The 25,888-nt window shown below is 45.2% G+C and carries 19 protein-coding genes and 2 pseudogenes; 16 read left to right on the top strand and 5 right to left on the bottom strand.

Features of this window, described 5'->3' with window-relative positions; genetic code table 11:
• The first annotated feature begins 2 nt into the window (after positions 1–2).
• Genes citC through citF form a run of 4 tightly spaced genes read left to right on the top strand, consistent with a single transcriptional unit; the run spans position 3 to position 3,780 of the window.
• A complete protein-coding gene (citC, locus tag E5260_RS10925; RefSeq protein WP_003641302.1) occupies positions 3–1,058 on the top strand; it encodes a [citrate (pro-3S)-lyase] ligase in 1,056 nt (351 codons plus the stop codon).
• A complete protein-coding gene (gene citD, locus E5260_RS10920) occupies positions 1,048–1,338 on the top strand; it encodes a citrate lyase acyl carrier protein (RefSeq protein ID WP_003641303.1) in 291 nt (96 codons plus the stop codon). Before citC ends, citD begins: the two co-directional genes overlap by 11 nt.
• Positions 1,338–2,252 carry a citrate (pro-3S)-lyase subunit beta gene (gene citE, locus E5260_RS10915; protein ID WP_003644111.1) on the top strand — a complete coding sequence of 305 codons (915 nt, stop codon included), beginning with the start codon at positions 1,338–1,340 and terminating at the stop codon, positions 2,250–2,252. The genes citD and citE overlap by 1 nt, the downstream gene beginning before the upstream one ends.
• On the top strand, positions 2,242–3,780 hold the full coding sequence (citF, locus tag E5260_RS10910; protein ID WP_003641305.1) for a citrate lyase subunit alpha: 1,539 nt from the start codon (positions 2,242–2,244) through the stop codon (positions 3,778–3,780). Before citE ends, citF begins: the two co-directional genes overlap by 11 nt.
• A gap of 70 nt (positions 3,781–3,850) precedes the next feature.
• Here the strand turns inward: citF and E5260_RS10905 are convergent.
• Together E5260_RS10905 and E5260_RS10900 are read right to left on the bottom strand one after the other, a co-directional pair.
• Positions 3,851–4,850: pseudogene (locus tag E5260_RS10905) on the bottom strand (IS30 family transposase).
• A gap of 516 nt (positions 4,851–5,366) precedes the next feature.
• Positions 5,367–5,906: a hypothetical protein gene (locus E5260_RS10900; protein ID WP_003641309.1), complete on the bottom strand. Its 540-nt coding sequence runs from the start codon at positions 5,904–5,906 to the stop codon at positions 5,367–5,369.
• A 261-nt stretch (positions 5,907–6,167) separates the two neighbouring features.
• Here E5260_RS10900 and E5260_RS10895 point away from each other — a divergent pair, with 261 nt between their 5' ends.
• The 6 genes and pseudogenes from E5260_RS10895 (at position 6,168) to E5260_RS10870 (ending at position 13,366) form a co-directional block, all read left to right on the top strand.
• Positions 6,168–6,404, top strand: coding sequence for a flagellar biosynthetic protein FlhB (locus E5260_RS10895; protein WP_003641311.1), 237 nt, complete (start codon positions 6,168–6,170; stop codon positions 6,402–6,404).
• Between the two features lie 578 nt (positions 6,405–6,982).
• Positions 6,983–8,369 (top strand): annotated as a pseudogene (ltrA, locus tag E5260_RS10890) (group II intron reverse transcriptase/maturase).
• Between the two features lie 474 nt (positions 8,370–8,843).
• Entirely contained in the window at positions 8,844–10,226 is a 1,383-nt protein-coding gene (locus tag E5260_RS10885) for a class II fumarate hydratase (RefSeq protein WP_003641313.1), read from the top strand.
• Between the two features lie 172 nt (positions 10,227–10,398).
• Positions 10,399–11,787: a flavocytochrome c gene (locus E5260_RS10880; protein WP_003641314.1), complete on the top strand. Its 1,389-nt coding sequence runs from the start codon at positions 10,399–10,401 to the stop codon at positions 11,785–11,787.
• A gap of 164 nt (positions 11,788–11,951) precedes the next feature.
• Positions 11,952–12,488 (top strand): citrate lyase holo-[acyl-carrier protein] synthase, encoded by a 537-nt coding sequence (gene citX, locus E5260_RS10875; RefSeq protein ID WP_003641315.1) that lies wholly within the window; start codon positions 11,952–11,954, stop codon positions 12,486–12,488.
• On the top strand, positions 12,485–13,366 hold the full coding sequence (locus E5260_RS10870) for a LysR family transcriptional regulator (RefSeq protein WP_003641316.1): 882 nt from the start codon (positions 12,485–12,487) through the stop codon (positions 13,364–13,366). Before citX ends, E5260_RS10870 begins: the two co-directional genes overlap by 4 nt.
• A gap of 176 nt (positions 13,367–13,542) precedes the next feature.
• On the opposite strand, the gene E5260_RS10865 is transcribed toward E5260_RS10870, so the two are convergent.
• Complete coding sequence (locus E5260_RS10865; protein WP_003641317.1) at positions 13,543–14,445, bottom strand: LysR family transcriptional regulator; 903 nt, start codon at positions 14,443–14,445, stop codon at positions 13,543–13,545.
• Positions 14,446–14,619: 174 nt separating this feature from the next.
• Between E5260_RS10865 and E5260_RS10860 the strand changes: the two genes are divergently transcribed.
• The 4 genes from E5260_RS10860 to E5260_RS10845 all read left to right on the top strand — a co-directional run bounded on the left by E5260_RS10860 (position 14,620) and on the right by E5260_RS10845 (position 19,908).
• Complete coding sequence (locus E5260_RS10860) at positions 14,620–16,263, top strand: malolactic enzyme (protein WP_003641318.1); 1,644 nt, start codon at positions 14,620–14,622, stop codon at positions 16,261–16,263.
• 41 nt (positions 16,264–16,304) lie between these two features.
• Complete coding sequence (locus E5260_RS10855; protein ID WP_003641319.1) at positions 16,305–17,276, top strand: AEC family transporter; 972 nt, start codon at positions 16,305–16,307, stop codon at positions 17,274–17,276.
• Between the two features lie 502 nt (positions 17,277–17,778).
• Positions 17,779–19,206, top strand: coding sequence for an amino acid permease (locus E5260_RS10850; protein ID WP_003641320.1), 1,428 nt, complete (start codon positions 17,779–17,781; stop codon positions 19,204–19,206).
• A gap of 120 nt (positions 19,207–19,326) precedes the next feature.
• Entirely contained in the window at positions 19,327–19,908 is a 582-nt protein-coding gene (locus tag E5260_RS10845) for an ECF transporter S component (protein ID WP_003644117.1), read from the top strand.
• Between the two features lie 92 nt (positions 19,909–20,000).
• On the opposite strand, the gene E5260_RS10840 is transcribed toward E5260_RS10845, so the two are convergent.
• Complete coding sequence (locus E5260_RS10840) at positions 20,001–20,177, bottom strand: hypothetical protein (protein WP_003641322.1); 177 nt, start codon at positions 20,175–20,177, stop codon at positions 20,001–20,003.
• Between the two features lie 71 nt (positions 20,178–20,248).
• Positions 20,249–22,954 carry a serine aminopeptidase domain-containing protein gene (locus tag E5260_RS10835; protein WP_003641323.1) on the bottom strand — a complete coding sequence of 902 codons (2,706 nt, stop codon included), beginning with the start codon at positions 22,952–22,954 and terminating at the stop codon, positions 20,249–20,251.
• A gap of 424 nt (positions 22,955–23,378) precedes the next feature.
• On the opposite strand from E5260_RS10835, the gene E5260_RS10830 reads away from it, so the two are divergent.
• Both E5260_RS10830 and cydB read left to right on the top strand, forming a co-directional pair.
• Positions 23,379–24,818 carry a cytochrome ubiquinol oxidase subunit I gene (locus tag E5260_RS10830; protein WP_003641324.1) on the top strand — a complete coding sequence of 480 codons (1,440 nt, stop codon included), beginning with the start codon at positions 23,379–23,381 and terminating at the stop codon, positions 24,816–24,818.
• Positions 24,811–25,806: a cytochrome d ubiquinol oxidase subunit II gene (cydB, locus tag E5260_RS10825; protein ID WP_003641325.1), complete on the top strand. Its 996-nt coding sequence runs from the start codon at positions 24,811–24,813 to the stop codon at positions 25,804–25,806. The genes E5260_RS10830 and cydB overlap by 8 nt, the downstream gene beginning before the upstream one ends.
• Positions 25,807–25,888 lie beyond the last annotated feature (82 nt).

Here is a 25,888-nt window from a genome sequence, read left to right as displayed (position 1 = left end):
TGATGGCAGCGCAAGTTGTTGAAATGCAATTAAATAATCCGCACGAGCATGCCCAGTGGCGACAATTCTTAACGTCATTAGGGATTACTAATTTTAGCCCGCAAGAGGTTGAACATATTGATGTGACCTTAGGATTGATCGAGGATGGCCAACTTGTTGGGACCGGATCGTTAGCGGGCAACGTGCTTAAATATGTGGGTGTCTGTAATAAGAATAGTCAGCCGGGGGCCCGGTTTAATCAAATCGTGAGTGCACTGGTCAATCGGCTGTTTCAAGCACAGATCTTTCATATGATGGTATTTACCAAGGCCAAGTATTCAGCGAGTTTTCAACACGTAGGCTTTAAAGAATTAGCTCATTCGGATGAAGCGGCCGTATTAGAAAACGGCGCACCGGATATGACGGATTTTGTCAAACAGTTGCCGATGATTCCCAACCAAGCACAACAGCGTGTCAGCGCGATTGTTATGAATGCGAACCCGTTTACGCGGGGACACCGCTATTTAGTGGAACAAGCCGCGGCGGTCAGTGATTTAGTTTACGTCTTCGTCGTTGCGACAGATGCGAGTCTATTCCGTACGGCCGAGCGCGTTAAGCTGGTTCAACAAGGAACAGCCGATTTGGCCAACGTTCGGGTCGTCAGCGGGCAGGACTATCTCGTGAGTGCAGCGACCTTTCCAGCCTACTTCTTGGATTCAGCGGCGAGCGCAATTGAAGCGCAGACGACGTTGGACGCCCGGATCTTTAAGCAGCAACTTGCACCAGCACTGCACATTACGACCCGGTTCGTTGGTAGTGAACCGACGTCGCGGACGACTGCGATTTATAACCGAGTTTTGCAGCGTGAATTACCACCGGCAGTTGCTGTACGAGTGATATCGCGAACGACGGTGGCTAATCAACCAATTTCGGCGCGGACTGTTCGGCAACGGATTCAAAGCGGCAACTTAACTGAGTTAAACCAACTGGTACCGGCAACAACGGCCCAGTTTATAAAAAATAACCTAACAACATTACAAGCGCGAATTCAGAAAGGAATGAAAATTGATGGAAATTAAGACAACGGCAGTCGCCGGAACCTTGGAATCATCTGATATTCAAATTATGTTAATGGCGGGAGACAACGGCATTCAAATCGACCTTGAATCGGATGTTATCAAACAGTTCGGGGCACAAATCAAGCACGTGATCACGACGACGCTTCAACAATTGAATATCGATAATGTGAAGGTGCGCGCTGTTGATAAAGGGGCGTTGGACTGCGTCATTAAAGCGCGGACCATTACGGCAGCACAACGGGCGTTAGAAACCACGACACCAGCATGGGAGGTATTATAATGGCTGAAAATGAAGAACGCTTACGGCGGACAATGATGTTTGTACCTGGTAATAATCCAGCCATGGTAAAGGATGCCGGGATTTACGGTGCAGACTCGATCATGTTTGACTTGGAAGATGCCGTCTCAATGGCTGAAAAGGATGCGGCCCGGGTGCTGGTTTACGAAGCGTTAAAAACGCAAGATTATGGCAACGCTGAATTGGTCGTTCGAATCAATGGTTTGGATACCAAGTATTACGCTGATGATGTCAAAGCAATGGTCAAGGCTGGCATTGATGTTATCCGTTTGCCAAAAGTCGAATCGGCTACCATGATCCAAACGTTGGAAAAGGATGTCGCGGCAGCTGAAGCTGAATTTAAGATACCAGTTGGCACGACTCATTTGATGGCTGCAATTGAAAGCGCTAAGGGCGTGCTTAATGCCCCGGCAATCGCGGCAGCCTCGGATCGAATGATTGGGATCGCCTTGTCAGCAGAAGATTATACGACGGACATGAAGACCCACCGTTATCCTGATGGCGCGGAACTGGAATTTGCCCGTAACATGGTGCTTCATGCTGCTCGTGCCGCTGGAATCGCCGCGTTCGATACGGTCTTTACAAACATGGCCGATCCCGATGGCTTCTACCGTGAGACGCGGCATATTCATCAATTAGGATTTGACGGTAAATCATTGGTCAACCCTCGACAGATTGCAATGGTCAATTCAGTCTATGAACCAACCAAGGATGAAGTTATTAAGGCCCAAAAAGTCATCGCCGCGATTGAGGAAGCCCGGATCAAGGGTTCTGGTGTTATTTCCATGAATGGCCAAATGGTAGACCGGCCCGTTGTTTTGCGGGCTCAACGTGTGATGAGCTTAGCCAAAGTTTCCAACTTACTCGACGAGGAGGGCAATTACATTGAAAAATAGTGTAGACCGCGAATTACCAGCAGAATTAATGACGAAGTTAAATTACCAAGGTTTTGAGTCAACCGAAATCGGACATCCTGAAATTCAACGGGTGGCCCCCAAAGTTCACGTTTCAACAGGGGACAACAAAGTCGTTGATTCCGTTGCTGACGTGGTAAAAGCCACTGTCAAAGATGGTATGACGATTTCATTTCACCACCATTTTCGTAATGGGGATTTCGTCTTCAATCAAGTGATGCGGGCCATTATTGATGCCGGTATTAAAGATTTGACCTTGGCGCCATCCTCCTTAACGGGCGTGATGAACGATATGGTGATCGAAGCAATTAAGGCCGGAACGATTACGAATATTACTAGCTCGGGGATGCGGGGCTCTCTTGGGGACTTCGTTTCACACGGTGGTTTAAAGAACCCCGTAATCTTCCGTTCTCATGGTAATCGGGCCCGGGCCATTGAACATGGTGATATTAAAATTGATGTCGCCTTTCTAGGTGTGCCGAATGCTGACCGACTAGGAAATGCGAACGGGATGGCTGGTAAAGCAGTCTTTGGTTCCTTAGGTTACGCCCTGATGGATGCGCAATACGCCAACCAAGTTGTCTTATTGACCGATAATATTGTGGCTTATCCAAATACACCGGCCTCAATTAAACAGACACAAGTCGATTACGTCGTGCAAGTCGACCAAGTTGGTGACCCTGACAAGATTGGTTCAGGTGCGACGCGCTTCACCAAGGACCCAAAGGAATTGAAGATTGCCCAGACCGTTAATGATGTGATCGTGAACTCACCATACTTTAAAAACGGCTTCTCATTCCAAACTGGTTCCGGCGGTGCTGCGTTAGCTGTCACTCGGTACTTGCGGCAAGCAATGCTCGATAATCAAATCAAAGCATCGTTTGCACTTGGTGGTATTACGAAACCAACCACTGATTTGCTCGAAGAAGGGTTAGTTGATAAAGTCATGGATGTTCAAGACTTTGACAAAGGGGCGGCAGCATCGATGCACGCCAATCCTAATCAACAAGAAATTGACGCATCATGGTACGCTGACCCTGATAATAAAGGAGCGATGGTTGATCAATTGGATGTTGCCATTCTGAGTGCGTTGGAAATTGATACGCACTTCAATGTCAACGTCATGTCCGGTTCGGATGGCGTGATTCGTGGCGCCATTGGTGGACATCAAGACGCGGCTACGGCCAAACTGACCATTATCTCTGCACCACTTGTCCGTGGTCGGTTAGCGACGATTGTGCCAGAAGTAACAACCGTTGTAACGCCGGGGGACTCCATTGACGTTGTTGTGACGGAATACGGGATTGCAATCAACCCGCGGCGTCAAGACCTAGTTAAAGCACTCAGTCATGTCCCAGGCGTGCCGGTCTATACGATTGAAGAATTACAACAATTAGCCGAAAAGAAAGTCGGCCAACCCCAACCACTTGAATTTACAGATCGCACCGTTGCCTTGATTGAATATCGCGATGGCACGATTATTGATACGATTAAAGCGGTGAAGGACTAAAGTATACTGATGACAAAAATGACCTTGCTTGGCAAATTGCTAGCTAGGTCATTTTTTGTATGACGAATTGTCAAATCAAGCGCAACTTTGTCCCGAAGAAAACTTCAAATGGACTCTTCCAGCCTAAGACCTTACGTGGTCGGTGATTTAAATCCCTGACAAACTTGTCGATATCTTGATCAGTCAGTTGGTCTAGGTCGGTTCCTTTGGGGAAATACTCACGGATAAGTCCGTTGGTATTCTCATTGGTTCCCCCGTTGCTGAGGCGCATGAGGATCTGGGAAATAGACTGGGATACTTAGCTCTTGACTAACTTCGCGGTATCCTGCGAATTCAGTTCCACGATCCGGCGTAAGCGTCCGAACTCGTTTGGGCGTCACGGTATGCAAGAGGTCAATCATCGCTTGTGTGACGTTCTTGGCGTTTACTTTGGGAACCCGCTGAGATAATAAATACCGAGATTTGCGGTCCACCAAGGTTACCAGGGCCGAACGCCCGGTTTTACCGCGAACGGTATCACTTTCCCAATGACCAAACCAGCTTCGATTCTCACATGAAACAGGTCGTTCATGAACGGAAGGGACGTCGTTAAATCGTCCCCGACGTTCCTTAATGGTTCCCTTGACCTTTCGGGTTTTACCACGGTGACGGAGCTTACGGGCAAAGCCATGAGCCTCGTGATTCTTACGTTTGATGCCTAAATTATCACGTTCAATCCCACGATAAATGGTGTTATAACTGACATGCCATTCACTGTTTTCGTGGACTAAACGACCGGAAATTTGTTCCGGGGACCACTGACGTTGAACAATACAGTGAAGAACAAAATCCCGTAACTTCAAATCAGTTAGAAGCCTAGGACGTCGGCTTTTTAGTCGCCGTCCCTGATAGTTCTCTTGGGCTTTGACGGCCGAGTATGCCTTACGACCACCATTGCGCTTGATTTCGCGCGATACGGTGGCTTTGGAACACCCAATTTTCTCCGCAATAACTTGATAGGTATTGTTTAAAGTGACGCCCAACAGTATGCATTCTCGGTCTTTTAAGGTAAGATGGTTGTACGGACTCATAGCCTAGGATCTCCTTTAGATGATTGTTGTGGTGACTTCATTTTATAGGACTCAGGCTATGAGTTCTTTTTTATTTTTTTCTTACTTGTTGCACTTCAATTGTAAATTCGTCATTAACAACATGTGTGGCGCTTGTTCGCATCGAGGTTTATGGGGAAAAATAATAAACTAAGACGGTTAATCCCAAGTTTTAACTTAAATTCAGTTGTACTACGCTAAATTTATTTTTGTGAATAAATCGGGGGAAGTTATAAGTGATAGTATTAGTGAATTTAGGTTACAAGAATAGGAAAATCTTGGTAGACCAGATTGACAATGTTATTAGCCCCCATGCGCGTAAGTATTGAGCACATTTTTTTGCTTTTTCGTATTGTTGCAATACCATTGCTAAACGGATCTTACTCAATAATAGTAAATCATACCGGTGAGCGTGTTTGGTTAACTCGATACTTTTTTGTAAATAGTTAATTGTTATGCTTTTACCGAATGCATTGGAGTTGGTCATGTTAATGAATGCTAAATTAGAATAAATAGCATTTTGTAGTAAAACATTATTATCTCCATACTGGTTAAGTTTAGTAATAATTTTTTCCCAATTCTTAGTGCAGTTTGGAAGTCAAAAATATATAGTAAATTATTAATAATAAAAAGGTCTGTATGATTCCAGATACTTACCGTAGACAATTCGTTCCAGACAGGTTTGACAAGGTTAGTAAGTTGATCGCAATTGTACGTATCAACGTGTATAAGAGCATCTAAAACACAAATTATATAATGGATATAGCGTAACGTCGATTTTTCTTCCAGCTGTCGAGCCTTTTTCAAAATAGATTTCATTTTTTTAACTTCAGAAGTATCTGAGATACTTTCAAACTCATTTAGTGTATTTTCAAGTTTTGATGGTTTTTCAGAAAGTATAGGTGAAATACATGCACAGGCAGCCAAGTATAAGAGAGTTGCACCTAAGCCTAAGGGAAAATGGAAACTTAGGAAAAAATTCAAAAAAACTGTTAAAATAACAAAAAAGTTAAAGAAGTCTGGGTCTGCAGCAATCATGACTTACGTAGTACAGGCGCTTGCGTCCAAATATGGCGGACAAGCAATTTGGATGTTCGGGGGTACATTTTTTGGGAGCTATTTTCCTGCAGGAAATACTTATTTAACTGCGTGGGCGTATAAGCGCGCTAACAAGTATGTAGTACAATATAAAACAGTTATTCATATTTATACGAATAAATCTAGGAAACACATTCGTAAAAAGGCTTCACGTATTCAGTCGTTTGTAAAGAAATATAAGGTGGTTAGGGTGGATTAATTATGGATCAATACCCAAATTTTAAGCTATTTATTGATAAATATTTACCATGGCTAGCCGTTATTGGCTTTGTTGTGACAGTTAGTGTTAATGGCAATGTTTGGTTGTATTTTATGTCGGTGCTGATTGTATTTGTTGTGATTGCAATTATTGACTTGCTGTTTAAGTATTGGAACCACGCCAAAATTTTAGGTATCATGATTGTTCTTTTAGTACTTGGACTATGGTTGAATCGCTAAGAAAATACCAGGATTAGTGTCTGACGCGGCATTTTCAATGGATTTATAAAGAGGCATTGTGCTTTTCTGAAATGCCATGGCTAGCATCAATAAGGGGCTTCTGTCAACCAGTGTCGATGAAGTTATATCTAGAATCCAATTCATTTATGAATTGGATTCTTTTTTGAAGTGCGCCCGGCATGGGTGATAACTAGGCGGTGTAAGTCCGCTGTGGGCCGTAGTAGTCGGAACCACGAGTTGAGGGCAAGGGCGTTCGCCGTGAGACGGAGTCTGAAGGAAGCCTAAGACAAAATACCGAACCGATGTACAAGAAGTGGCTACAAGGCTGATTAGACTGGATGAAGTTGCTTCACAAACTGAAGTCCTACACTACTTGAAGTCGAAGTTAGTAAAGCCAACGGTTGCATGGTATGAAAGCTATCATTCTTACCCGGGGAGGCCTGTCGGATAAGCTCCCAACAAGGACGCCGATATGGGTTTACAGGAGTAAACTAGTCAGCCGAGGTCATAGTAATCTGCCGTATGGCAGATGAAGGACTGAACAATAATAATTCTCACCGATACTGGAGGTGTTGGTAGTGCGAAGATTGCAGAAAACAGAACAAGCTGACCGCCAAGGGATGAATAGTCTGGAAGACAAAGAGTATCTTGGGGCGCATAGTACTACTAACGGTGAAAGTACGGCGCAGGATGGCATTCAATTTGTAGACCGGGTCCTTCCTTGCAAGTAGTAATCTGAACCTAGCGTTTAAGCGTGTTCGGAGGAATAAGGGCGTAGCTGGAATTGACGGCATGACCGTTGACCAACTGGCCGAATATATTTACAAGAACCGGGAAGAACTCCTAGAGAGTTTACGTAATGGAATATATCGGCCGCAACCAGTCAGACGGGTAGAGATACCAAAACTCGATGGCTCAACCAGAAAACTGGGAGTACCTACAGTTGTTGATCGTATGATCCAATAAGCTGTGGTACAGGTGCTTTCGCCGATATACGAACAAGTATTTTCCGACAATAGCTATGGATTCCGACCAGGTCGGAGTGCGCATGACGCGATTCAAAGTGTCACCGAACTCTACAATCAAGGCTACCACTATGTGGTAGACCTCGATTTAAAGGCATACTTTGATACGGTTAACCACGACTTACTAATGAACTTCATCAAACAACGAGTAACTGATCCATGGCTACTCCACCTAATTCGGCGCTTCCTAACAAGCTGGGTCATGAATGGCGAGCTGTTTCGAAAGACGACGAAGGGAACACCACAAGGTGGGAACCTGTCGCCGCTACTGGCCAATATTTATCTCAACGAGTTGGACAAGCTATTGACCCAGCGGGGCCACCGATTTGTGCGCTATGCCGATGACTGTAATATTTATGCCAGAAGTAAGCGAGCGGGAGAACGAGTCTTACGCAATGTCACAATCTTTCTTGAAATTAAGTTGAAACTAACAATTAACTGTCATAAAACGACGGTTGGCTCACCACTCCGACTAAAGTTTCTAGGATTTACGCTCGGTGTAGACCGTAATGGGGCATATGCACGACCGCACAAGGTCGTGAAACAGCGAATCAAACAAGCCCTTAAGATAATGACTGGGCGAAGTCGTGGAATTAGTTGGTTAATGTTGATGAAGAAAATTAAACAGAAAATGCGAGGATGGCTACAGTACTATGGGATTGGCAAGATGAAGACGTTTATTCAACAACTGGACCAATGGTTGCGAAGTAGGATTAGACAGTTGATATGGAAACGGTGGAAGAAAATCAAAACCCGATATCGTGAGCTAATTAAGCTAGGAATGACACCGGAACAGGCCAAGACTAATGCCAATACCCGCAAGGGATATTGGCGAATTGCCCATAATAAAACACTAACCTATACGTATACAAATCAAAAGCTGGAGCGTCTTGGACTAATAAACCTGTCCAAGACACTCCAGCAAATACAGAGTGCTTAAATTATTGAACCGCCGTATACGGAACCGTACGTACGGTGGTGTGAGAGGTCGGTAATTGAAATAATCAATTACCTCCTACTCGATTGCAACCGAATTTGATAAAAAAGTTTTACTAGTTAACCATACGTCGTTCTTTTGATTTGCCTGATTTCATCTCTTTTCAACTATGACTCGATATTTTGTGGTTTGGTATATTTAGGTCTACAAATAAGAAAAAGTGACAATTATGAGTAAAATTAAGCAAGAGGAATAAATAAGAACATGTGAAAAAATAAACATTTTTATCTAGAACTCATTCTAAGCAATCTTTGTATGCTAATATACTGATACATAAACCTCATAACTAATACTTATAGCTAAAACTGAGTTTGACTATAGCTATATGGGGGCGCTAAACTAGGATTATAAACTAAATGTTATTTTTTTCACACACTTAGTAAGCGCTTACCAACACATTAATTGGAGGTTATCAACATGACAGAATATCGAGTTGAATCAGATACTTTAGGCGAAGTTAAAATTCCTGCGAACGCCTTATGGGGTGCTCAGACAGAACGGAGTCGCCATAACTTTCCGACTGGTACGAAGATGCCGTTGGAAATGATTCGGGCATTACTTCAAATTAAGCGGGCCGCAGCGATTGCGAATAAAGAAGTTGAAGCAATGACTGCTGAAAAAGCTGATTTAATCGTGGCTGCCATTGATAAGTTATTAGCGCTCGACGATGAAGATTTGCGTAAGGACTTTCCGCTGGTTGTTTACCAAACTGGTTCGGGGACGCAAACGAATATGAACGTTAATGAAGTGGTCGCACACATGGCTGGTAAGATCAATCCTGATATTGAAATCTTGCCGAACGACGATGTTAACCATGGTCAAAGCTCTAACGATATCTTCCCAACGGCGATGAACATTACGGCCGCAGTTGCCGTGGATAAGCTGATTGCCGCAGCGGAACACTTATTAGCGGAATTGAAGATCAAACAAAAGAAGTACTGGCGGGTAGTAAAGATCGGCCGGACCCATCTTCAAGATGCAACGCCATTAACTTTTGGCCAAGAAGTGAGTGGTTGGGCCAGTGCGATTGAACATGATATTGCCTACTTAAAACAGTTGAATCCAACGTTAGGCGAGCTTGCAATGGGTGGGACCGCCGTTGGGACTGGTCTAAATGCTGCCCCTCATTTTGCTGAAAATATTGCTGCGGCGATGAGCAAATTGTATGGGATTGAATTTACGGCTGATTCCAATAAGTTCTATGGTTTGGCCCATCATTCTGGCTTAAACGTGGTTCACGGGGCCATCAAGACCCTAGCAGCCGATTTGATGAAGATTGCCAATGATGTGCGGTTCTTGGCAAGCGGTCCACGGGCCGGTTATGACGAATTAAACATTCCGGCTAACGAACCCGGCTCATCAATCATGCCTGGGAAAGTTAACCCAACCCAAGCTGAAGCCATCACTATGGCAGCGGTACGAGTTATGGGGAATGACGTGGTCGTCGATTTAGCTTCTAGCCAAGGTAATTTTGAAATGAACGTTTACAAGACCGTTTTGATTGATGCCTTCCTTGAATCTGCTGAATTGTTAGCTGGAACGATTACCGGCTTCACTGACCGAATGATTGCTGGTTTGACGGTCAACCAAGACCGGATGGCAGAGTTAGTCGACAGTTCCTTGATGACGGTTACGGCATTGTCACCACATATTGGCTATCATGATAGTGCGATGATTGCTCAAGCAGCTGAAAAAGCGGGGACGACATTGCGTGAAGCAGCCATCAAGTCTGGCAAAGTAACCGCGGAACAATTCGATGAATGGATGGTTCCACTGGATATGACGAATATTGATGATTAAGCTAAAATAAGTATTGATCGGCGTTGAACCGTTAACGTGGATCAAGGTGGCACGGGTCATTGTTCCTAGACTTGGAATGGTGGCCCGTGTCCAGTTAACGACAATAATAAATGAGATTTTGGTTCCATCCTGGGGAATACCCCGGACGAATTGAGAGGAGAAGTGGCAATCAATGGCTGAAAAGTTTACATTTACACCAACCGCCTTAGCGGATCTAAAACCGAACTATGACGTAGTGATTATTGGATCGGGGGGCGCGGGTTTGACTGCGGCAATCCAGGCACATGAATTGGGCCTGAACCCGGTTATTTTAGAAAAAATGTCGAAAATCGGTGGTAACACCACCCGGGCTTCATCCGGTATGAATGCGGCGGAGACGAACGTCCAATTGCATCACCATATTGTTGATAGTTTTGGCGATTTCTACGGCGAAACCCTTAAAGGTGGTGGCGGTATGAATAACCAAGCACTGTTGAAATTCTTCACGGAACACAGTGCGCTCGCAATTGACTGGTTAGCAGACCACGGCATTAAGTTGGATGATTTGACGATTACTGGTGGGATGAGTGTGATGCGGACCCATCGGCCAAGTTCCATGGCTCCCATTGGTGGTTTCTTAGTCACTGAGTTGTTGAAACAAGTGGCGGCTGACCAGTTACCACTCTTCACAGATGTCAAAGTCGATGAACTAGTCGTCGAAGCCGGCAAAATTAGTGGCGTCAAGGCAACAACCCCAGATGGAGCTGTCACGATTACGGCTGGAGCCGTCTTGTTAGCAACCGGTGGCTTCGGTGCGAATAAGACCTTGTTAGGCCAGTATCGTGATGATCTTAAAAACTATCAGACGACCAATCAGCCGGGCGCGACTGGAGATGGGATTCTGTTGGCACAAGCTATTGGGGCTAAGTTGGTTGATATGGACCAAGTCCAAGTTCATCCGACGGTCCAACAAGATACAGATCATGCTTATTTAATCGGTGAAGCGGTTCGGGGCGAAGGTGCGATTTTGGTCGATAACCAGGGGGCTCGTTTCGTCAATGAACTCGACACGCGTAAGAACGTGACGGCCGCTATCGACCAACTGGGTGGTACTGGTGCCTACTTGATCTTTGACCGCGGTATTCGTGACCGGGTCAAAGCGGTTGAATTCTATGATCACATTGGCCTGGTAAAGACTGGGACTGACTTGGAAACACTGGCGACTGCGACCGGCTTAGACGCTGCGACGCTTAAACAGACGGTGGCTGACTGGAATCAGGCAGTCGCTAACCATAATGATGCGGCCTTTAACCGGACGACTGGGATGGATCGCGATATTGCGGCGGGACCGTTCTACTCAATTCACATTGCGCCAGCTGTTCACTACACGATGGGTGGGATTGCCATTAATCCCGCAACCCAAGTGTTGAATCAGGACGAACGACCGATTGCCGGCCTGTTTGCAGCCGGTGAAGTGGTCGGCGGTCTCCACGGCAATAACCGGATTGGTGGTAATTCAATCGCTGAAACGGTAATCTTTGGCCGTCAAGCCGGACAACAAATGTTCAAATATTTACAATAAGTTATTTTGACTAACCCAAATCAATAGTCCATGCGCTTGAGTAATCGGTGCATGGGCTATTTTTGATTTGGGCTGTAGTTAGAGACCAAAGAAATTAGTTTAAAAATCAACTAATTTCGGTTAAGCTGGAAATATAACAAATATATAGGAAGAAAGTGACAAGCATGGCGACGATTTTTACAACCGGTGAACCGCAAACAATCACGGCAATGCTAGCAGCCCGTGATCAACGGGTCGCGTATCAGCAACAGTTGACAACGACTAACCCCCGGGCCACGATTGCGGCGATCAAGTTGAATATCCCAGGACCGATTAAGAATAACGCTGCACTACGACGGTTGTTTTTGGCCGGTGTCCAGCGGTTTGAAGCTGAGTTGTCGACATACACGGTGGCAGCTGATTGGAATCATCCGGCGGGTAATGAGCGGTTCTTGATTCTGACGACTGACTTTGCGACTAGCAAACGGCTGGCGGTCGCTTTTGAAGAACACGATCCGTTAGGTCGCTTATATGATATTGACATCTTACAAGCGGGTTCACAGCGCGCGCTGTCGCGGACGGATTTGGGGCTGCCGAAGCGTCGTTGCTTATTATGTCACCGTGAAGCCAAGGATTGCGCGCGTTCACGGCGGCATTCAGTGGCTGAGCTACAGCAAAAGATTGCGGCGATGTACATGAAGGAATTTGGTGAACGCGGATGAATACACGTGATTTAGATTATTTTCGGGCGTTAGTTGATTGCCAAAATTATACGATGGTCGCCAAGCAGTTTGCGGTCTCACAACCGGCAGTGACTCAAGCAATTCATCGGTTGGAAAAAGAGTTTGCAGTCAAACTGGTGATTCAAGACCGTCGCCATCAACAGACAAATATTACCCGGGCCGGTCAGCTGCTTTACAAGAATGCACGCCAGATCCAGGCCAGTTTGCAACTTGCTCATCGCGAAATTCAGAGTACGTTACAGACTGATATTCGTTTTGGCTTACCACCAATTATTGGCACTTTATATTTCCCTCAAATTGCGGAAAAGTTACTTCAGAACGGGTTACTGCAACAGTTAAAAATAACGGAAACGGGCTCAGATGAGCTATTGCGTAAGTTAGTGCATGGTGAGATCAACATCGCGTTATTAGGGTCCTACTTACCATTTGATTTGCCGACAGTTCGTGCGGTTCACTTAGGGGCACGGCCATTCAGTATTATCGTGAGTCCTCAAAATAGTTTGGCGAAACAAGCCGCCGTTAGTTTTAAGAATCTCGGTCAGGCACAGTTCATTGGATTGGATGGCAAATACGTGCACCCACAAGCCTTCCGAGCCTATTGTGACTTTGCCGGGGTACATCCAGAAGTTATCTACCGGACCCCCGATATCTCATGGGTCAAAGCCTTAGTTAAAGCCAACTTGGGCATTAGCTTACTGGTTCGTGATGTGGTTAAAGCGGATGATGGCGTCGTATGTTTGGAGATCAAAGATCAATTGCCGGTCAGCTTCAATATCTCGGTGGTCACACGGGCCGGGTACTTACCAACCACTGATGAACAACGGTTTATTGATCAATTACTTAAAATGAAGATTTAAACGTCGCGACTGAGCCATCTGTCTAAGTGAACAGCACGATTCCTTGAGTGGTTCAACTTTTACTTTGAGATTGACGTGTCTTCACGATTGTTTCATTTGGATATATCGCAATTTGTCTTGATTACGAAAACTGCACCACCCTCACAGACTATTCTGTAAGGGTGGTGCAGTTTTGCTTAATCGGTCTGATCAGTGTCAACCGCTAATGTTTCGTGCAAAATGGTCAGTAGCTGTTGCTGCACGGGGGTCAGAATATGGGTTGTTCGGTAGACGATGCTTGTGATGAATTCAGGGGGTTCAATGTCCATCAAGTCCAGTCGTACGACGTCAGTACGGTAGTGATCGACGATTTTGGTAAAGAAACCGATGCCGACATTTTCACCAATCAATTTCATTAAAACGTGGGTATCGTTGGAACGAAAGACGATGTTGGGGCGAAAGTGATTCCGGCGCGTGAGTTTGTTGAAGGCCGTATTATGGATGAAATTACTATTAAAGAAAACAAATTTTTCACGTCGTAGTTCGTTAAAGTAGACCCGTTTACGTTGTGCTAACGGATGTTGCTTGGACACGTAGATACAGAAGGGCTGACGGTCAAATTCTTCGGCAATCAACGTTTGGTAAGCGAGCGGCTCCACCGAACCAAGCAGGGTCATGTCAACGCGACCGTCCCGCACAGCGTTACGTAGCCAGATCGAGCCCCCCTCAATGGTTTCGAGACCGGCTAATAGCCCTTCCGCGGCCAATCGGGCACCGATTTTTGGAAAATAATGGTTTTCAATAATTGGCGGTAATCCTAAAATCAGTCGATTTTGGGATAGATTGTCGATTTCTTGGTGGGCGAGGCGTAACTCATGTAAAACGATTTTAGCGTGTTCAGCAAGTTGCGCCCCACTAGCAGTGACGTGTAACGTATTTTTAACACGGTCACGAATCACGAGTGGTGCCCCAAATTCAGACTCCAGGCGTTTGATTGCGGTGGTCACAGTTGGTTGGCTCACACCGAATGTTTTCGCAACTTTTGAAAAATTTTTTTGAGAAATTAATTCATCGAAATAAGCTAAGTCTTTTGTGTTCATTTTTATTCCTTTCTAAATCAGCTTTTGTAGCGACCTTATTTAATATATTTATATCATATCATAGTTTTGACTATAACATTTTACTGGCGTTACAGTATTACTTGTAAATTGATAGGACGTTTTTCCTAGCAATGAAAATTGATGAAAATGTAAATTAATTAGGAGGCCGCAGTAATGACAAAAACTGCAAGTGAAATTTTAAATAACCCATTCTTAAATAAAGGCACTGCCTTTACCAAAGAGGAACGTCAAGCACTTGGCTTGACGGGGACGTTACCAAGCAAGGTTCAAACAATTGATGAACAGGCGACGCAAGCTTATGCCCAATTCAAGAGCAAGCCTAGTCGTTTGGAACAACGGATTTTCTTAATGAATCTCTTTAACGAAAACCGGACGTTGTTCTTCCATCTGATGGATGAACACGTGGTTGAATTTATGCCAATCGTTTATGATCCGGTCGTTGCTGATTCCATCGAACAGTATAATGAATTGTTCTTGGATCCACAGAATGCGGCCTTCGTTTCCGTCGATGCACCTGAAGATATTGAAGCAACTTTGAAGAATGCCGCGGACGGCCGTGATATTCGCTTAGTCGTTGTGACGGATGCTGAAGGGATTCTTGGTATGGGTGACTGGGGTGTCAACGGTGTTGATATCGCCATTGGTAAATTAATGGTTTACACCGCCGCCGCTGGTATTGACCCATCACAAGTACTGCCAGTTAGCATCGATGCTGGGACGAACAACCAGAAGTTATTAGATGATCCATTGTATCTTGGTAACCGTCACAAGCGTGTGTCCGGCGAACAATACTATGACGTGATCGACAAGTTCGTTGCTGCTGAACAACAATTATTCCCAGATTCATTGTTACACTTTGAAGATTTCGGTCGCGACAATGCGCAAGTAATCTTGGACAAGTACAAGGATCAAATCGCAACCTTTAACGATGATATCCAAGGAACCGGGATGGTTGTTTTAGCTGGTATCTTAGGTGCATTGAACATTTCAAAGGAAAGCATCAAGGACCAAAAAATCTTATCATTTGGTGCCGGAACGGCCGGTATGGGAATTGCCAACCAAATCTTGGATGAATTGATGCAAGCTGGTTTAACAGAAGAAGAAGCTAAGCAACACTTCTACGCTGTTGATAAGCAAGGTTTACTATTTGACGACACGGAAGGTTTAACCCCAGCCCAAAAAGCCTTCACGCGCAAACGGAGTGAATTTAGCAACGCTGACGAATTAACCAACTTGGAAGCCGTTGTTAAAGCCGTTCACCCAACCGTTATGATTGGGACATCGACTCAGCCTGGTACCTTTACTGAAAGCATCATCAAGGAAATGGCGGCGCACACGGAACGGCCAATCATCTTCCCACTTTCTAACCCAACCAAGTTAGCAGAAGCTAAAGCGGAAGATTTAATCAAATGGACGGATGGCCGGGCCTTAGTTGCCACAGGTATCCCAGCTGATGACGTTGATTACAAGGGTGTTACTTACCAAATCGGTCAAGGAAACAACGCCTTGATGTACCCTGGTTTAGGATTTGGTTTGATTGCTTCCACAGCCAAAGTGTTGAACGCTGAAACCTTGTCAGCGGCCTGCCACGCATTAGGTGGAATCGTTGATACGTCGAAGCCAGGTGCCGCAGTCTTGCCACCAGTTGCGAAGATTACTGAATTTTCACAAAAATTAGCTGAAGTCGTGGCACAAAGTGTTATCGATCAGAAGCTCAACAAAGAACCAATTGCGGATGCTAAACAAGCGGTTGCTGATATGAAGTGGGTCCCAGAATACCGTTCCATCAGCAAATAGTGTCGGTAAAATAAGAGAATTGTAAGAGGGTATAAAAGCACATGGGAGTTTTATGGAATTCAATTCAAAGCGTCTTAGTTGTCGTTTTGATTATGATATTAGGTTTCGTCCTACGACGAGCAGGTTGGTTTGATGATAAGTTTGCTGGAACGATTTCCAAATTTATTAAGAACATCGCTTTGCCAGCATCGATTTTTGTATCTGTGCTGAGCCGACTTACTCGTGGGCAGCTAGGATCATTTGCAGGTTACTTGGCTTACGCCTTTCTAGCCGTGATTATTGGCTACTTGATTGCCTTTGCGCTAGTTAAGGTGATGCGGGTCCGTCCGGGTCGTAAGGGGATTTTCATCAATGCGATCGTCAACGCCAACACGATTTTCATTGGGTTACCTTTGAACATTGCGTTGTTCGGTGACAAGAGTATGACGTATTTCCTTGTTTACTATATTGTGAACACCGTTTCGACGTGGGCATTCGGGGTCTTCTTGATTTCAAACGACGACCCGACGAAGTCCAAGGAAAAGACGCATAACAAGATCGACTGGAAGAAAGTTATTCCAATGCCATTGGTTGGTTTCTTAGTTGCGTTAATTTTCTTACTACTAAATATCCCAATCATGAAGGTATCATTCGTTAGTTCAACGTTGACTTACGTTGGGAACTTGGTAACGCCACTTTCCTTGATCTACATCGGGATCGTGTTGGCCGACGCTGGTCTGAAGAGTATTCGTTTCGACCGTGATACGATCGTTGCGTTGATTGGTCGCTTCATCTTGTCACCAGTCATCATGATTCTTGTCTTGATGGTTGCTGGTAACCTCGGTGCTAGCTTCCCAACCTTAGCATCGCAAACATTGATCGTTCAATCAGCAACGCCAATGCTAGCCGTGTTACCAATCTTGGCTAACGAAGCACATGGTGACGTGGAATACGCCACTAACATCGTGACAACGAGTACCGTGTTGTTCATCGTGGTTGTGCCAGTCTTGATGACCTTGATCCAATATATTTAAAGTTTATTTAGAAGCATTCCGGTTGAGAGAGACGGAATGCTTCTTTTTTTGATCAAAACTGCTTGAGTTGAACCCGATTAAAATATGTTAAAGGTCAAAATTAAGGTCGATCAGTCGAATTCTTTCAGCTGACCGACCTTAATTTTTTGCGAAAGGAGTGCTTGAAGATACAAGCTTGTGGCGATTGCATTTAAACAGATGAATATGATAGAAACAAATTTAAGTCGGGACGTATGACTGTGGGACTGGTCAGCTCGGTTTTCAGCGGCGATTAACAAAAGTTGGTTAAGTCGTAACCCATAATAATGCGGTTAAATTAAAATTAGTGAATCTTACGGATTATTAATAAATTTGTTTAAAATAACCAATGCTGTAAAGTGCTGCCTTGAAAGGATTCAATTAGGAATTGATTGAAATTGTTAGATTTACTTGACTAATTGCACAAAAATTAATAGAATTAACAACGTTGCATTATTAAGATTTTGATTAGGAGGCGTACCGGATGAAAGCATCACAACGATTGCTGGTTAAAAAATCAGTCAATCCAGCTAATTTTAATAAGGGTGGCCTCGAAAAGACGTTGAGCGCATTTAGTTTAACCATGATGGGTGTTGGCGCAATCGTGGGTTCTGGGATTTTTATCACCCCCGGAATTATCGCCGCTAAGTATGCCGGTCCGGCTGCCATGCTCTCATTTGTGATTGCTGCGGTAGTGTGTTCGCTGGCCGCATTATGTTACGCTGAATTTTCTTCAACCATTCCCTTGGCGGGGAGTGCCTATACTTACGTTTATACCGTTTTTGGGGAATTCTTAGCGTGGATTCTTGGTTGGTCTCTGATCTCAGAATATTTATTCGCGGTATCTTCGGTGGCGGTAAGTTGGTCATCGTACTTTCAGAATTTAATGAGCGGCTTTGGCCTAAAACTACCAACATTTCTGACCGCCGCAGCTGGTACTGCCGGTGTCAGTGGTGCTGGATTCAACTTAATTGCTTTTGTCGTGGTTTTGGCTGTCTCACTGTTATTGGTCGGTGGGTTACAAGAGTCAACACGGGTCAATTCAATTATGGTAATCGTTAAGATTCTAGTGATTGTTCTTTTCATTGGCGTGGCAATTTTCTTTGTGAAACCTGCCAATTATCATCCGTTCATGCCCCATGGTGTTAGCGGACTGGTCAAAGGCGCGTCGTTAGCATTCTACGCGTATATTGGGTTTGATGCGGTGTCGACTGCTTCAGAAGAAGTGAAAAATCCTAAGCGTAATATGCCAATCGGAATTGTCGGTTCGTTAGTCGTAGCATCGATTTTATACGTGGCAATGGCCGCCGTTCTGGTCGGGGTCGTGCATTACAGTAAGCTTAACGTGGGTGATCCCGTGGCGTATGCCTTAGCCGTCATTCATCAAAACTGGGCGGCGGGGATTGTGTCACTGGGTGCCGTTGTCGGTATGACGACCGTTTTGATTGTCATGTTATATGGTGGGACCCGGTTACTGTTTGCGATTAGCCGGGATGGGTTGTTACCGAAAGTCTTTCGGACGGTCAGTCCCCATACCAAAGTGCCAGTTAAGAGTACTTGGATTTTTGGCATTATTGCCAGTGTATTTGCGGCTGTGATTCCATTAGATAAAATTGCGGAGTTAGTCAATATTGGAACGCTATTTGCATTCGCTATGGTGTCTATCGGTGTTGTCTTCCTGCGTCGACACGAAACGCTACAACAAATCAATAGTTCATTTAAAGTACCATTTTATCCAGTGTTACCAGTTGTCTCGTTCCTCGCATGTGTCTACCTGATGCTTAATTTGCAGGCATTTACGTGGCATATGTTTGGTATTTGGCTGGTTATTGGCATCGTGATTTACTTTGCCTATAGTTATCGGCACTCCCGTATTCGAGCAGGGTTACGTGCCAAAGAATCAAAATCGTAATTAATAGTGGGTGCTTACCGGGGCGGGTAAGCACCCATTCTTTTCGCGGCTACTAAGCTTGGGGATATGCTATAATTAAGCGCATAATTCATAAGGTAAAGAGAGTTGAGGTGGCTGATGATGCAGAGACGTTCAAACGCCTATCATATCAGTGTATTAGCGGTACTAATGGCAATCGTGATCATTCAGAATATTGTTCCGTTTTTTGGGTACATTCCATTACCAGGATTGAGTATTACGACAATTCACGTGACGGTTATCCTGGCCGCCGTGGTCTTGGGACCGCGTGATGGGGCAATTATTGGGGGCGCATGGGGAATTATTGCGTGGATACGGGCGTTCGTCGCACCGACGAGTCCCTTAGCACCAATCGTATTTACCAATCCATTGATTTCGGTGATACCCCGGATTCTCGTCGGTTTGATAGCCGGTTGGGTCTTTATTTGGTTTCAGAAGCGGCATCAAAAAGTGTTGGGGATGACGCTGGCGGGCGTGGCCGGGGCATTAACGAACACGATTCTAGTCTTAGGTTTGATTGGGCTACTCTATAGTCATCAAGCAGCCGGCTTTTATCAAGTTAATTTGAGCAAACTAATGCCGTACTTGTTAACGATCGTGGCCTCGAATGGGATTCCGGAAGCGATTTTAGCTGGAATTCTCACACCACTGATCGGGACACCATTACTACGTTTTAAAAAATAAGTCGCTAAAGTGACAGCTAGCTTGAATCAATTCAAATTTAAAACAGCCACCCTTGAAATCTCCTGAATTTCAAGGGTGGCTGTTTTAAATCGCTATTTAACGGCTTGAACTTGTTTCTGACTAATAATTACTTTGTTGTGATACTTATCAACGATGGCTGGATCAGGACTTGTAAAGGTGATTAAATACGAATTAGTGTAACTTTTCGCAATGGTCCCGGTATAAGTCTGCCCTTCCAAAATGAACGTCACTTGTGTTCCAATATCCATGATGATGCCTCTTTTCGCACGATAGTTTTATTAAGGATAACACACCAGTGGACGTAACAGGTAAAAGTTCACTAATTAAAACGTCGCCGAACTTGGGCCCAAATCCCCGTTGCTAGGGCTAAGAGACTGGTACCCAGCGTTGCGAGCCATGACTGAGTTGTTTCGTCGGTCTGCGGGAGCTCAGTTGTGGCTTTGGATGATGGTGAGGAGACGGCAACTAAGTCGGCACTGTCAGTATTAGTTGTTGTGGCAGATACCGTGGCTGGCGTCGTCACACTTGTTTCCTGGTCACTATAATCTTGAAGCAGACTAGCCGTGACGGCCGAACCGCTGTCATCGTGATTAACTAACCAGTCAGTGTTAGTCATGGCGGTTGAACTGACCATAATTGAATCACTGACTTGGCCCTTAATCACGCTGCTCTGATCGATAGTGCTTGTCTGGTTCACAGTGGTCGTCGCACGTGTTGCGTCAACCGCCGTGTCGGAATCACTATCCACTGCGTTATCCGTGTCGTTCAAGTCAACGTAACTAGTCGTTGAATCATCATTAGGTTTCGCATGATTGGTCGTGTCTGGTGTTGTATCACTAGTTATGTTGGTAGTGTCAGTGGTCGTGTTATCCACGATAGTTTGATGGTCGCTGATGGCCTCATCAGCCGTCGTTTCATCGGTAACATTGTCCTGTGCTGTGGAATCGGTCGTTGTACCGTTGTCAGCCGCTCCCTGATTACGATTATCCGTTACTTGATCAACATCAACTGCTTCATCTTCAGCATCCGCTACGGATAGCAATGGTGTTAAGAAAGCTAACAAGTGTTGGCGGTATTGTAGGATCGCGTTATTAGCCGCAGCGTGACCACCGACAGTCCCTGGTAAGATCCAAACTTCTTGGTTGGCAGAATGATTGGCGGCCGCTAATTCCAATGATTGAGTATATGGAATGAAGGCGTCGTCTTGCGTGTGGATCAAGAGTAACGGGATAGTGATTTTGCTAGCTGCATCGGTTGCTGATAAGTCATCGACACTGAAACCTTGTTCCTTGATCAAACGAGCGTTCATCGCGGCCACGATTTTATCATAGGATAAGAAGGGCAGGCTCGTGATGGCTGGCAGACCAACGGATTGAAGTGCGTTTGAAACGGCGGTGATGGCTTTGCTGTATAGCGAACTACCTAGTTCTGGTAAGGTCGCGTACCCGGCGTCCGACACAACTGCTTTAACGGATTTTGAAAGTCCAGGAACTGAGGCTGCTTCTAACACGGTGTCGGCACCTAATGATTGACCATAAAAGACGACTTGACTGTCGGCGCCATTGCGTTCGTCGACCATCTTAACCCAATTCAGCCAGTCATACTTGTCCTGATAACCAAACGTTAAGTTATCACCGTCACTTAGGAACTGCCCACGTTGACTCGGCATGAGGACGTTATAACCCATGTCATACCAAATTTTTGAAACGTAGCCGATCCAATCAACATGTTCCGTCCAACCTTGGCCGATGATGACGGTCTTGGTGGAATCACCATTTTGAATATAGTAAGCACGGACAGACTGCGTCGGGTCATTGTATTCAGGCAGGGTCCAGGTTTCTTTGGTAACGTTATCCCACCAAGTAACCGTTGTCGGGTAATATTCTTCGGCCGCAGCCCGGTCAGCAGCATAAGCGACTGGATCGAGGCCGGTCCACGTATTGGAGATGTCATAGCGGTGCTGGTTCATTTCAGTACGTAAATTAGATAGGGCTTCTGAGCCAGTTCCCGTGAAGACGATTGGGTAGAGTACATTACCCACGATCGTGCTGGCGATATCTGTGGGGAGCTCTTTCAACTCGTCAAGAATTGTCGTCAGTTTGGCTTTGGCTGCTGCTAATTGTTCTTTTCCAGACGGGGTCGCTGCTTGATTTGCTAAGTCCTTGATCGTATTAACGACGGCCACAATATCACTGGCATCTAACGTGACCGTGGTGGTGTCCGTCTTATCAGAGGTAGTAACTTTTTTCCAGGTCACACTGTAAGGGCCACTTTGTGTAATGGTGACCGTACTCTTTTGATTGCCAGTCGTGTCGTTGGTTTCGTAGATTAAGCCATGACCGCTGTCACTTGTCGCGGCACTAGCCGCGCTGGTCGTCGCCACACTAGTTGGCGTTGCCGCAGCGGTCGAATTGGTGTTGGTACTCGTATCATCAGTTGAATCAATAGCTGAATCGGTCGTTGATTTAGTCGTGGCTGTCACCATATCCGTGACTTGAGTAGCGTCACTCGTCGCTGAGCTAGCGGCCTGTTCGTTACCACTTATGGTATTGGCTGCCGTCGAATTAGTAGCGCTGGTCGTCTGACTAGTTACTGTGCCACTCGCACTGTTAGCAACCTCACTAGCTTGGTCGGTAGCTGACGCTGCACTTGTGGCTTGTTCAGTCGCGCTAGTCTCAGTAGCGTTAGTACTAGTCGTAATTTGATTGGTGTCAGTGGTAGCGCTGCTGTCGGTATTTGACGTGGTATTACTGTCTTCACCAGTAGTCATGCTACTTGTCGTGGTTGACTCGGTTGCCGTTGCCCCGGCGGCTTGGCTGAGTTGACTGGCAACGCTAGCTGGGGCGTTGGCCGCAGAAGTGGTCGTGGCACTAACGGGGGTAGCCGTTGCTGCTAAGGCGTTAGTCGTCAGCATTAACGTACTACCGAGCCCCGCAATGGTAATCCCCGCGTAAACCCAATGTTTGCCATCTTTGAACATTTTATAATGATCAACGGTGGTTGATTGTTGTGAATTCCTTTTCATTATATTTACTCCTCGTAACGTTTTATTCTATTGCACGTTTTAAAATATAGCACGACAACCCAGGCTTGTTTGCGTTTTCGCGGGCTAAACTTGTTAAATGAGGTACTTTTTTAATAACGGCATCAGTTGTTTATTGTATGAACTAATTTGTTAACTGATTGAGTACGATGATTGATTTTTATGATGCGACAAGCTCAGTTATTCGCGGGAGTCACGCGTGATTTTACCAGCAGATGCCAGATTGCAAAATGTGAACTTACAAACGAATAAGCGTACTAATAGTGGCCTTGAAAATTAGCGGCTTTGACTATTTTGGGAATAAAAGTTGAGATTGATTGAAATTTCACTTATCACTTGCTATTATGAAAGGTGAATAAAGTGTTTCCGCTTTCGTAGGGAATAAATTAATAAAGGGGGGACCATTATGAATCTCGGATTAAGTATTTTATCCTTGGCGCGCTTTCAGTTCGCGATGACCACGGTGTTTCATTTCTTCTTTGTGCCATTATCAATCGGCTTAGCCTTGGTTGTTGCCATCATGGAAACGGTGTATGTTGTCAAAAAAGACATCATGTACAAGCACATGGCACAATTTTGGGGCCGCATTTTCTTACTTAGCTTTGCCGTTGGTGTCGTGACAGGGATTATACAAGAATTCCAATTTGGGATGAACTGGTCTGATTATTCACGGTTTATGGGTGACATTTTTGGGGCGCCACTAGCGATTGAAGCGTTAGTTGCCTTCTTTATGGAATCCACGTTTATTGGGTTATGGATGTTTGGTTGGGATCGGTTTAATGCCAAGCTCCACTGTGCGTTTATCTGGCTAACGTCGATTGGGACGATGATTTCCGCGATGTGGATTTTAGCAGCGAACAGTTTCATGCAAAATCCAGTTGGTTTCATGATCAATACCAAGACTGGTCGTGCACAGATGACGAGCTTTGCAGCAGTCGTCAAGAACGAACAGCTCTGGTATGAATTACCACATGTGTTGTTTGGGGCGTTTGTTACCGGCTCATTTGTGGTTGCTGGGATGGCGGCGTTTGCGTTACTCAAAAAGAAAAACGTCACGTTCTTCCGCAAATCGATCAAGGTCAGTTTAATCGTTGGCCTGGTTGCTTCCATCGGTGTGATTGGAATGGGAGATTTACAGACGCGTTACATCATTAAAGAACAACCGATGAAGTTTGCCGCAACGGAAGGCTTATATAAGGATTCCGGCTCGCCAGCTTCATGGGCAGTTATTGAAGGGATGGATACTAAGAACCATAAGGCCAACTGGTCGATTGAAATCCCGTATGTGTTGGATATTTTAAGCTATCATAAGTTGTCCGGTAATGTGAAGGGACAAAATACCCTTAACAAGGAACTTCATGCCAAGTATGACAAGAAATTTGGTAAGGACATGAACTACTACGTGCCAACAAAGACGCTTTTCTGGAGCTTCCGGGTCATGACGGTAGCTGGTGGGCTCTTCGCACTGATTGCCATTATCGGTCTATACTTCAACCGTGCAAAGTCAACGCTGATTGAGCGGCAGCGCTGGTTCCTGTGGGTACTAGGAATCTGTACGTTCTTACCATTCGCCGCAAACACGGCCGGGTGGCTGATTACTGAATTAGGTCGTTATCCATGGGTTGTTTATGGTTTACTGACGATTGCAGATGCCGTTTCACCAAATGTTAGTGTCGCTTCGTTGCTGATCTCTAACATCGTGTACTTCTGCTTGTTCAGTGGCTTAGGCATTGTCATGATCGTCTTATCACGGCGTGCCTTACACCAAGGCCCTGATGATTTGTTACAAGCTAGCGATGACGCACCGTACGATCCTTATGGTAAGGAGGCGTTCAGTCATGAGTAATCTACAATTCTTATGGTTTATTCTGGTGGGCGTTCTATTTAGTGGTTTCTTCTTCCTTGAAGGTTTTGACTTCGGGGTTGGGATGACGATTAAGAGCTTAGCCCAAACACGCGCTGAGCGCGATGTTGTGATTCATACGATTGGCCCACATTGGGATGCCAATGAAGTGTGGTTGATCACTGCTGGTGGGGCGATGTTTGCGTCGTTCCCAATGTGGTATGCTTCCTTATTCTCCGGATTCTATCTTATCTTATTGTTGATTCTAGTGGCCCTCATTATGCGAGGGGTCTCATTTGAATTTAGAAGCCGGATGGAAAGTGACGCCGGCCGGAATTTCTGGGAATGGGCCGCAGCCCTAGGTAGTTTCTTTGCTGCCTTCCTATTTGGGATGATGTTTACTGCTTTGGTCAAAGGGATGCCAATCAATGCCAATGGCGATATGACTGCCCACTTCACCGATTACGTGAACTTGTTCTCAATCGTTGGTGGGGTTGCCGTAACGTTACTCTGCTATTTGCACGGGTTAAACTTTATTCGTCTGAAGACGACCGGGACGTTGCGTGAACGGGCGCTTCAGTGGGCCAAACCGTTATACTGGGTCCTGTTTGCCGGTGAAGTTGTCTTCGCAATTCTGCTGTTCTTTAACACCGATTTCTTTACCAAGAAACCAATCTCAACCACGATTTTAGTGGTCGCCTTAGTGGCTTTGACGGTCTTGGCAACTTGGGGTGTTTATGGAAATCATGAATGGCTCTCATTTATTAGCAGTGGTCTCTCACTGATCGACGTGGTCGTGCTCCTGTTCAATGGACTATTCCCACGTGTCATGGTGGCGAACAATTCTGCATACAGCATTCTGATTAAAGATGCGTCTAATTCACCATATACGTTGCATCTGATGACTGTAATCTCATTATCGGTATTACCGATTATGTTGATCTACTTTATTTGGAGTTACTGGGTCTTCTATAAACGGTTGGCATCGTAATTCAAATGCAGATGACGACAGTATCACTGGTGCGGTGGTACAATTAATTTAACAGCACCAACGGGGTCGCGACCTTGGCCAA

This window comes from Lactiplantibacillus plantarum, assembly GCF_014131735.1.
In the GTDB taxonomy this organism is placed as follows: Bacteria; Bacillota; Bacilli; order Lactobacillales; family Lactobacillaceae; genus Lactiplantibacillus; species Lactiplantibacillus plantarum.
The sequence above is the reverse complement of the archived record's forward strand: the minus strand, read 5'-3'. Positions and strand labels throughout refer to the sequence as shown.